This window comes from Moorena sp. SIO2C4 (assembly GCF_010672485.1).
Lineage (GTDB): Bacteria > Cyanobacteriota > Cyanobacteriia > Cyanobacteriales > Coleofasciculaceae > Moorena > Moorena producens.
Genome location: NZ_JAAHGN010000184.1, coordinates 1 through 9,305, shown reverse-complemented (window position 1 = coordinate 9,305; position 9,305 = coordinate 1). Strand labels below are relative to the sequence as shown.

Sequence of the window (9,305 nt, the reverse complement as noted above, 5' to 3'; positions counted from 1 at the left end):
GCTCAACCAGTGGCCATGTTGGAGCAGTGGGGTTGGCAAGTGACCAGGCTACCAGTGGATTCTCTGGGACGGGTCAATCCCAGTGATTTAAAAGCTGCCCTACAGGCAAATACGGTTTTAGTCTCCGTCATCTACGGTCAAAGTGAAGTAGGTACACTCCAACCTATTGATGAACTAGGACAAATTGCTCGTGAACAGGGTGTGCTGTTTCATACCGATGCAGTTCAAGTAGCCGGACGGCTATCTATCGATGTTCAACGACTACCGGTGGATTTGCTGTCGATTTCCAGTCACAAAATTTATGGTCCGATGGGAGCAGGGGCACTGTATATCCGCCCTGGTGTAGAGTTAGTGCCCCTGATCTCCGGTGGTGGACAAGAATCCCGATTGCGGTCTGGAACCCAGGCGTTGCCAGTAATTGCTGGGTTTGGAATCGCGGCAGAACTAGCAGCAGCGCAAATGCTAACAGAGACACCTCGGTTAATTCGATTACGCGATCGCATGTTTGACCAACTCGCTGATACTCCCTATCTCATTGCCACTGGTTCTAGAGACTATCGCTTACCCCATCACGTTAGTTTCTGTTTGACTTCCCCTACTGGGGGGGTGACTGGCAAAACTATAGTGCGCCAGTTTAATCAGGCTGGTATTGGTATTAGTGCAGGTTCAGCTTGCCACAGTGGTAAACTGAGTCCAAGTCCGATATTGTTAGCAATGGGTTACAACGAGCCAGCTGCTTTGGCTGGAATTCGGTTGACCCTGGGGCGAGATACCACAGAAGCTGATGTAGATTGGACGGTGATGGTACTCAAGCAAATTTGGGAACGACTGATGCCACAACCAGAATTATCTAAGGTCTAACTTTGCTCAAAAAAGGCTCAATTGCTCCTATGGGTAGGGTGGATTGGCGCTCGATTAATGTGGCGAGACATTAGTTTTCCTTTTTCTTTTAAGCCATTAATATTAGAGTTTTTGATTAACACACAGACAGACTCATGAATGAACTTCCTTTGAGCTTAGAAGATGCGATCGCTCAAGCTAAACAAGCGACCAAAGCCGCCCTAGATGACGGTCAAACCAGGGTACAAGTGGAGTTGGTCTTTCCAGAAATTGCCCTCCAAGCCCAGTCAATTGCCCAGGAATTTATTCCTATCTTTGAGCAGTATGGCCCCGGACTGAAAATCTTCTTTCCTGATACCGGTGCTTCAGCCCTTGCCCTTCGTGACTGGGGAGAGGTACCGTTTAAAATTACTGATGTTGGTACCAGTCGCTCCCCAGCAGAAACTAGAATTGAAGATGATGACCAGGTTTTCTTGCTAGTGGGCCCGTCTGCCGTGGAAGTAGCCCAAGTGGAAAAGATTTGCAATTTGGCGGGGGATCGCCCCTGTGTGATCCTAAATCCTCAACTGGAAGATGTCTCTATTGTAGGGATTGGCTATGCCGCACGTCAGTTACGCGATCGCTTTCTGAAAACCCTAGAGTCTTGTTATTATCTGCGACCCTTTCCAGGGGGTGCTCTATGGCGTTGTTATCCTTCTATGTGGCAAGTATGGCTAGAAATAGATGATGAGTATCAGTTGGTGACTGAAGAACCTAGCAAACCGACAGCAGAGGCTCTTGATCAAATTATACTTAAGGCAAGTCTAGTTAACACGACTAGCCCAGAAGATGCTCAAAATATACCATCTGCCCAAAAAAAACAGTCGTTATTCTCAGGTATCCAGAAATTCTTAAATGCTCTGAGTCGTTGAACTCACAGTTGAGCTCAGGTCAGAAAAACGTTATCAAAAATCTACCTAGCGAGGCAAAAAAACCTCGTCTGTATAGAGCGGCGCGTGTTAAGCTACGTCTTGGCTAGTTAGTTGGATGAATGGCGGACAGGAACTTTGATACTTTGTTATCGTCTGTTGTTATCGTCTATAATGAATATAGTAGGGTAATCAAATTAAGAGCTAACCGCCACCTACTAGCTAAAATAGATAAAATTTTTTGGTATTTTTCCGGCGCGGAGGGGCATCTCGTGTCGTCAATAAAGCTTGCCGAGTATCCGTTACCGTTGGGTGGAGTTGGCAAGAAGCCTACACTGAAATCGTTCGCGGAGCGGCTGTGTAAGAGCAGAGTCAGTGTAGGATTATGTCACAACTATCATAGAGGGAAGCGGCGAACTTGCCAAGGCAAAAGGTGAAAAATGTGCGCGTAATGTGGAATTAATGCTTTCCGAATGTCTAACAACCTAGATGCTCAGCCACCAGCAGTAATCAAAGACGAATTTAACCTAGATAACTTCCTAGAAGATATACCTGATATAGAGGAAGTGGAAAAACCAACTACTGATATCATCCCATACCAGACCGATGATGCTGGAGAACCGAAAGTTGGCATGGAAGAACTAAATAGCTTAGCTGATATATTTGAAGGTCAGACCCCTGATTTGGATCAAACCTGGCAAGAAGAAGAAATTATCGCTCCAGATAACCAGCAGTTGTCTAGCCAATCAGACAATTCTATCACTACAGACGAACCACAGGATTTATCTGACCTGATTAAAGAACTTGATGAGTTGGACATTCCGGAGGCAGCAGAATCTACCGAGGAAGATTTACTCAGTTTGTTCGATGAGGAATTTCCAGAAGAAGCAGCCTTTGAGTTACTACAGTCAAGGGAGTCAACTCGAAAGGATAGTCAACCTAACCTTACTCCAAGCCTGACAGATAAAGACCTTGAAGAATTACTTTCTTTTGGGAGTAGTGAGGGGAGCCTAACTCAAAAAACTAACCCAGCGGACGAATTAAGTAGTTTATTTGATGATACCTTTTTTGAAGAAAATAGCTCAAGCTCGGAAAGTACTCCTCCCACCAAATTAGATAGTTATGGGATGGGCAAACAGCAGCCTATCCCACCAAGCACCCCACACCCGGACCCCACCCACACCGACCTGAATGAAGATTTAAATCTGGTCAATGACTTGGAGCTGATTCCAAATCACCCCCCTGCAAACCATGAACAGCCAGCAATTAATTCCCCATCAACCACAGGGTCTCCAAAGCCCACCTCGACTTCAGCTCGACCCAGTGAGGCGTCTACACCCACTCGTAGTCCAACTGTCAAAGGAAAAAATAGAAAATCCCATCCCATAAAATCAAACAAATTACCAGATTCATCACCAAAACCATTACCAACAACCCAAGATCAATGGCAGCAATTAGAGCAGCTGTTGGCAGAAGCTACCGCACATTACCAAAACGTTGATTTTGACAGTATAAAACCTCTGGATGTGACCTTACCCACTGCTGAGGTGGTATCAGAGCAGAAAAGAATATTTGATGAACTAGAACTCCTATTAAATGAAACTAGTAGCCCTGAACCTAACCACTCCCTAGACCAAGAAACCCCGAAAACCAATCAGGCGGATTCAGTAGAGGATGACTTTAAAGACCTCGAGGACTTGCTACAGCAGGCAAATCAAAGCATCTCTGCTATTCCAGGAGGGATGAATCAGGAGCTGTCTCGCCAAACAAGGCGTCCGAGGTCTAAGCTATTTGAACAAACCATGCGGGTACCGGTTAAACAACTGGACACCCTGAGCAATTTAGTGGGAGAACTGGTGGTTGGTCGCAATACCTTAGAGCAAGATCAAGAACGGCTGCGGCAATTCTTAGATAATTTATCCCATCAGGTATCGAGCCTCAACGATGTGGGTTTGAAAATGCGGGATTTGTATGAGCGAACCCTGCTGGAAAATTCCCTATTGTCTAGTAGTAAGATTTACCGAACTACAAGTATCCAAGAACGGGAACAAGGAAACCAGAATTCCTCGACCTTAGAAGAGTATCACCCCCTGGAAATGGACCGCTTTACAGGCTTCCATTTGCTATCCCAAGAGATCATTGAGCTGATTGTCCGGGTTAAGGAGTCGGCGTCTGACATTGAGTTTTTGGTGGATGAAACCGACCAAGTAACTCGTACCCTCAGACAGGTAACCAATCAACTCCAAGAAGGACTGACGCGATCGCGTATGGTGCCCTTTGCCCAAGCAGCAGACCGAATGCCCCGTGCAGTCAGGGAAATTTCCTTGCAGGAAGGCAAGGAAGCCGAGCTACACGTTGAGGGGCGGGAAACCTTGATTGATAAAATGATCTTGGAACACCTCTATGATCCTATGACCCACCTGGTCAACAATGCCATTACCCATGGAATTGAGCTACCAGAGGAACGGCTGGCTGCAGGGAAGCCTAGGGCGGGTAAAATCACCCTCGGGGCATTCTACCAGGGAAATCAGACGGTGATTTCCATCTCGGATAATGGGGGGGGCATTGATCCAGATCGAATTAGAGCTAAAGCCCTTGAAAAGAATCTCATTTCCCCAACTGAGGCAAAAACCCTGAGCGACTTGGAGTTGTTCAATTTTATCTTCCACCCTGGGTTCACCACTGCTGAGAAAGTGACTGACACCAAAGGTCGAGGGGTAGGCATGGATGTGGTGCGCACCTGCTTAAGTGAAATTCGGGGAACCATTACTATCGACTCTACTCTCGGGGAAGGAACCACCTTTACCATTCGCTTACCCCTGACCCTGAGTATTTGTAAAGCCCTCTGCTGTGTAAGCGATCGCGCCAGAATTGCTTTTCCCATGGATGGGGTCGAAGACATGCAGGATGTCTCCCCTGACTGCATTCAGACCAATTCTCAAGGTCAAGCCTTTCTTCAATGGCGGGACAGCCAGATCCCATTCAAACCCCTCTCAGAATTGCTGACCTACCATAGCCAACTCAGCCGGGCGAGCGTCTATGGCAGCCAAAGGGAAGACAACCTGATTTCTGTGGTGGTACTGCGCAGTACAGGTAACATGCTCGCCGTAGAGGTTGATCAGGTATTGGGGGAGCAAGAAATTGTTATTAAGCAAATCGAAGGCCCTGCACCCAAGCCAGTAGGCATTACCGGGGCGACCGTCTTAGGGGATGGTCGAGTAATGCCCATTGCTGACGTCCTAGAACTGATTGACCTTGCTATGGGTCGGATTCGTAAAGATGGTGGTGTTGCGATCTGGCAAAGGATGGAAACTCCGACTGCCAGCGGAGCCGAGGTCAATCTCATCAAATCTGATCCCATGGTGTTGATTGTGGATGATTCAATCACAGTCCGAGAACTGCTTTCTATGACCTTCAGTAAAGCTGGTTATCGGGTAGAACAAGCCCGTGATGGTCAAGAAGCCTGGGATAAACTCCGGTCTGGTTTGCCTTGCGAGATCGTATTCTGTGACATTGAAATGCCCAGAATGGATGGTTTAGAACTGCTATCTCGCCTTCAAAAAGACCCAGATTTGTGTGAAATACCCCTGGCCATGCTCACCTCTCGTGGTGCTGATCGACACCGGAAAGTAGCTGCTGATCTCGGTGCTAGAGGCTATTTTACCAAACCCTATCTAGAAGACGTGTTACTAGATGCTGCCCAACGAATCAGGCAAGGGGAAGTGTTGTTAGCTGGAAGTAATCAGCAATGACTAATGCCAGCTACCCGTTGGCATTAGTCATTGCTGATTAGTATTGACATAGTTTAATTCATAATATATAATAGCGCTCCCCATCTTTCCAATCTTCCCGCTCCTCCCGATGGTCTAAATCTTGATAAATCATCTCAATGCCAAAGCAAAAACTCTGAAAAGACCCGGTCAGGGTAACAATACCTGTGGAGGATCGTACTTTTCGGGATCTAGAATCGGGGAATGGGAATTATGGATTGGGTACTTTAAAAACTAAGCTAATGACAATAAAAGCGTTTGACTTGAATTCGCATCAAAATACGGCATCGGGTAAGACAGGTCGGTTTCGCAATTGGATAGTGGGGTTGACGAAAAAACCGATCTCTCTCAATTCCCCAGCTTCCAATCCCCATTTCCTAATACCATTGATGACACTATCGTTTTGGGGACTACCTATTCTATCAGGGTTAGCAGCCAAAGCCTCAGATATCCCACTGAAAGTGGGAGTCGTGCAGCGCTTTGGAGATGAAGCAACTGACAAGCTCACCCTGAAAGCTGCCCCGGACGATCAGCTAACCGTCAAATTTTTAGGCGGTGATATGCAACCAAAAACCAAGCAGCTTAGCAGCCTCAAGCTGGAAATAGTCAATAAACCGTTAAAGGAGCCCCAGATTGAAGAGTACGTGGTCTTGAGTAACCATGGGACCTTTGAAACTGCAGAAGATAGTGCCAATAAATGGCGGGAACAGGGGATTGAGGTGGAAATTGCCAAGCCTGACCGCTGGCAGGTGTGGGCAAAACGGAGTGTTTATCAAACCCCTTTATTGCGACGTCTACTGCTAGCAAGTATCAAAGCCAAAGGTGATACTACTGGCTATATCGATACTAATGTTGTCACCGAGGTGCCCCATGCTTCCTTTGTTATTGGTAACTATCGCTACCATCGACGGGAAATTGATATTACTGCTGGCAAAAATCAGATCTGGGTTAGCAAAGGAGAAAATAACCGTAGGACAAGACTTTATCCTGGTAGTCTACGCATCCAGCCCAATGCCTATGGTGACTATACCTTAGTAAATCAGGTCCCTCTAGAAAGCTATTTGCGAGGAGTAGTACCTCATGAAATTGGAGCTGGAGCACGCTATTCAACCGTAGCTGCTCAGAGCATTATTGCTCGCACCTACGCCTTGCGGAACCGACGCCGATTTAATGTTGACGGTTACGAACTCTGTGCGGATACTCACTGCCAGGTTTATTTCGGAATCAATCAAACCAATCCGGTGGCTGACCGTGCGATCGCAGCTACTAAAGGTCTAGTGCTGACCTACAACAATGAGTTAGTAGATGCCCTGTATTCAGCTGCAACTGGTGGAGTTAGTGCGCCTTTCAGTGATGTTTGGAATGGGTCAGAACGTCCCTACTTAAGAGCAGTGGTAGACTCCCCATACTCCCTCTGGAATTTGTCACAAAAATCCTTAGCAGACGAACAAAATTTCCGTGAGTTCATGAACTTGAAGCAAGGATTTAATGAGACTGACAATAGTTACTTATTCCGCTGGAAGTACAACAATAGCTTGAAACAAGTCACCAGCCATTTACAACGCTATCTCAAAAAAACCAAACACCCCCTTGCCAACTTCACGACCATTGAGCATATGGAAGTGGTAGAGCGTTCACCAGCAGGACGAGTGCTCAAAATGGCGGTAACAACGGATCGAGGTATGCTCGAGCTGAGTAAAAATGAAGCCCGCAGCGCCTTTGGTCCTCCTCGCAGCACCCTGTTCTACGTAGACCCAATTTATGACAAAGCCAAGCAAACTCTCAAAGGCTTCGTTTTTGTTGGTGGCGGGTTTGGACATGGGGTTGGCTTTAGCCAACACGGTTCCCAAAATTTAGCTAAACTCGGTTGGTCCGCAGAAAAAATTCTCAGCTTCTATTATCCTGGTACTCAAATTCAGCCTTTGAACAATTCTATTATCTTCTGGCAAAATGCTAGTGCACTAGTCACGCCCTAGTCTAATCAAAGGTAAAAGGGGGGAGAAGGGGAATATATGGAATAATTTCAGGAAAATTACCTCCTTCTCCTCCTTGATTTAGCTTGGATTGAGCGTGATTTCGTCATAATCCCATTAGCTAAGGATCTAATCACCCGCTCTGCGGCGATGGGGAAGTAAAGAGCTGAAAGAGTAAAACACCCAACTTCTAAGCTCTCTTACTTCCCCTCTGTTATTAGTACATATATTAGTACTTAGTACAGAGCTTCCTCTTGATGAGTTTCGATTGTGCAATCAGAGGTGGGTTTGGCGACACAGGTCAGAACGTAGCCAGCCTCCATTTGGTCATCATCCAGGAAGGATTGGTCTGACTGGTCAACAGTACCACTGACTAGTTTGCCAGCACAGGTAGAGCAGGCACCGGCAGAGCAGGAATAAGGCAGATCTAAACCTTGCTCCCCGGCAACTTCGAGAATGTACTCGTCATCAGGAACGTCAATGGTTGAATCCCCATCTGGAGTTTTCAAGGTGACTTTGTAAGTTGCCATGTTTTAGTAATCCTCTTTGTTATTAGTACATATATTAGTACTTAGTACAGAGCTTCCTCTTGATGAGTGGTGATCGTGCAATCAGAGGTGGGGTAGGCCACACAGGTCAGAACGTAGCCAGCCTCCATTTGGTCATCATCCAGGAAGGATTGGTCTGACTGGTCAACAGTGCCACTGACTAGTTTGCCAGCACAGGTAGAGCAGGCACCGGCAGAGCAGGAATAAGGCAGATCTAAACCTTGCTCACCGGCAACTTCGAGAATGTACTCGTCATCAGGAACGTCAATGGTTGAATCCCCATCTGGAGTTTTCAAGGTGACTTTGTAAGTTGCCATGTTTTAGTAATCCTCTTTGTTATTAGTACATATACTAGTACTTAGTACAGAGCTTCCTCTTGATGAGTGGTGATCGTGCAATCAGAGGTGGGGTAGGCCACACAGGTCAGAACGTAGCCAGCCTCCATTTGGTCATCATCCAGGAAGGATTGGTCTGATTGGTCAACAGTACCACTCTCTACTTTGCCAGCACAGGTAGAGCAGGCACCGGCACGGCAGGAATAAGGTATATCTACACCTAGCTCCTCAGCAGTGTCGAGAATGTAGTCGTCATCAGCAACATCAATGGTTTGCTCTCCATCTGGCATTTTCAAGGTGACTTTGTAAGTTGCCATGTTTTAGTAATCCTCTCGATTTAAAACAATAGTAGAGACTTTGTGAGTATACGGCAAAAGCCTATCCTTTGCTTGAAGGAGCTTGGCATGCTTATTTTTACTCCATCTTTGATACTACGGGAAAACTCTCAGTAGATTAAGACCGATTAAGAATGAAAGGCTGAATCGCCAATTTGATAAGTTTTACTTATATAAAATTCACAAGTATCTACACCAGAGAGTTAGCTCTCAAACCGCTCCATTAAAATGCTATAAGGTCTAGTTTTAAAAGGATTTTTACAGATACGATCTCCCTCAGATAACTTTGGCAAAATCCTTAGGGATTTATAATTAGGAATACTTATAATTACCATCCAATACCTGTATCCACACATGGGGTAATCCGGTGATGGGCTGATGGATAAAAAGGTATATCAATTGCCAGGCTTGAGATCGGTTTTGCGGTATAATGGTAAGTTTGCAGCGATGCTGCGCGGTCTTGGGGAGGCAGCGCCGCCAAAGGGGGTCTCCCCCATGAGCGACTGCCGTGGTTTCCACGGGGCTGGAGAGCGATGCAGCGCCGCCAAAGGGGGTTCCCCCCATGAGCGACTGCATCAAGACAGGTGCGGAAACAA

The 9,305-nt window shown here is 46.4% G+C and carries 8 protein-coding genes; 5 read left to right on the top strand and 3 right to left on the bottom strand.

What is annotated here, in order from left to right; translation table 11 throughout:
- The 4 genes from F6K20_RS12500 to F6K20_RS12485 all read left to right on the top strand — a co-directional run.
- Window positions 1-861 (top strand): cysteine desulfurase family protein (locus F6K20_RS12500; RefSeq protein ID WP_287294864.1); only part of this gene is annotated, 861 nt, incomplete at its 5' end.
- A 134-nt stretch (window positions 862-995) separates the two neighbouring features.
- Window positions 996-1,751, top strand: coding sequence for a DUF1995 family protein (locus tag F6K20_RS12495; protein ID WP_008178282.1), 756 nt, complete (start codon window positions 996-998; stop codon window positions 1,749-1,751).
- A gap of 470 nt (window positions 1,752-2,221) precedes the next feature.
- Window positions 2,222-5,500 (top strand): hybrid sensor histidine kinase/response regulator, encoded by a 3,279-nt coding sequence (locus tag F6K20_RS12490; RefSeq protein ID WP_287249785.1) that lies wholly within the window; start codon window positions 2,222-2,224, stop codon window positions 5,498-5,500.
- 407 nt (window positions 5,501-5,907) lie between these two features.
- Window positions 5,908-7,494 carry a SpoIID/LytB domain-containing protein gene (locus tag F6K20_RS12485; protein ID WP_502708832.1) on the top strand — a complete coding sequence of 529 codons (1,587 nt, stop codon included), beginning with the start codon at window positions 5,908-5,910 and terminating at the stop codon, window positions 7,492-7,494.
- A gap of 233 nt (window positions 7,495-7,727) precedes the next feature.
- Here the strand turns inward: F6K20_RS12485 and F6K20_RS12480 are convergent, their stop codons facing one another.
- Genes F6K20_RS12480 through F6K20_RS12470 form a run of 3 tightly spaced genes read right to left on the bottom strand, consistent with a single transcriptional unit; the run spans window position 7,728 to window position 8,691 of the window.
- Window positions 7,728-8,021, bottom strand: coding sequence for a ferredoxin (locus tag F6K20_RS12480; RefSeq protein ID WP_287294860.1), 294 nt, complete (start codon window positions 8,019-8,021; stop codon window positions 7,728-7,730).
- A 41-nt stretch (window positions 8,022-8,062) separates the two neighbouring features.
- Window positions 8,063-8,356 carry a ferredoxin gene (locus tag F6K20_RS12475; protein WP_287294858.1) on the bottom strand — a complete coding sequence of 98 codons (294 nt, stop codon included), beginning with the start codon at window positions 8,354-8,356 and terminating at the stop codon, window positions 8,063-8,065.
- A 41-nt stretch (window positions 8,357-8,397) separates the two neighbouring features.
- Window positions 8,398-8,691 carry a ferredoxin gene (locus F6K20_RS12470; RefSeq protein ID WP_287294856.1) on the bottom strand — a complete coding sequence of 98 codons (294 nt, stop codon included), beginning with the start codon at window positions 8,689-8,691 and terminating at the stop codon, window positions 8,398-8,400.
- Between the two features lie 396 nt (window positions 8,692-9,087).
- Here F6K20_RS12470 and F6K20_RS12465 point away from each other — a divergent pair.
- The coding region (locus F6K20_RS12465) for a hypothetical protein (RefSeq protein ID WP_287294854.1) at window positions 9,088-9,305 on the top strand (218 nt) is incomplete at its 3' end.

Coding starts and splice junctions, on each gene's coding strand:
- F6K20_RS12480 (WP_287294860.1), bottom strand. CDS start 8,021: ATGGCAACTTACAAAGTCACCTTGAAAACTCCAGATGGGGATTCAACC.
- F6K20_RS12475 (WP_287294858.1), bottom strand. CDS start 8,356: ATGGCAACTTACAAAGTCACCTTGAAAACTCCAGATGGGGATTCAACC.
- F6K20_RS12495 (WP_008178282.1), top strand. CDS start 996: ATGAATGAACTTCCTTTGAGCTTAGAAGATGCGATCGCTCAAGCTAAA.
- F6K20_RS12470 (WP_287294856.1), bottom strand. CDS start 8,691: ATGGCAACTTACAAAGTCACCTTGAAAATGCCAGATGGAGAGCAAACC.
- F6K20_RS12485 (WP_502708832.1), top strand. CDS start 5,908: ATGACACTATCGTTTTGGGGACTACCTATTCTATCAGGGTTAGCAGCC.
- F6K20_RS12490 (WP_287249785.1), top strand. CDS start 2,222: ATGTCTAACAACCTAGATGCTCAGCCACCAGCAGTAATCAAAGACGAA.